The organism is Enterobacter sp. J49, from assembly GCF_002148625.1.
In the GTDB taxonomy this organism is placed as follows: domain Bacteria; phylum Pseudomonadota; class Gammaproteobacteria; order Enterobacterales; family Enterobacteriaceae; genus Enterobacter; species Enterobacter ludwigii.
Window position 1 is genome coordinate 1 of record NZ_MWPY01000001.1, and the last position, 293, is coordinate 293.

1 rRNA gene is annotated in these 293 nt (G+C 40.6%); it reads left to right on the forward strand.

Going from position 1 to position 293, the window contains the following annotated elements:
* Positions 1-80 (forward strand): 16S ribosomal RNA (locus BJP35_RS00005); the annotation flags it as partial.
* Positions 81-293 lie beyond the last annotated feature (213 nt).

A 293-nucleotide genomic window follows, 5' to 3' on the forward strand; every position in this document is an offset into this window, starting at 1 on the left:
TTACCACTTTGTGATTCATGACTGGGGTGAAGTCGTAACAAGGTAACCGTAGGGGAACCTGCGGTTGGATCACCTCCTTACCTTAAAGAACCTGCCTTTGTAGTGCTCACACAGATTGTCTGATGAATGATAAATTTCAAAATGTACTGCGAAGTGCATTGTGAAATTTTGCTCTTTAAAAATCTGGATCAAGCTGAAAATTGAAACGACACACAGTTAATGTGTGTTCGAGTCTCTCAAATTTTCGCAAACCGGTGATGAATCGAAAGAAACATCTTCGGGTTGTGAGGTTA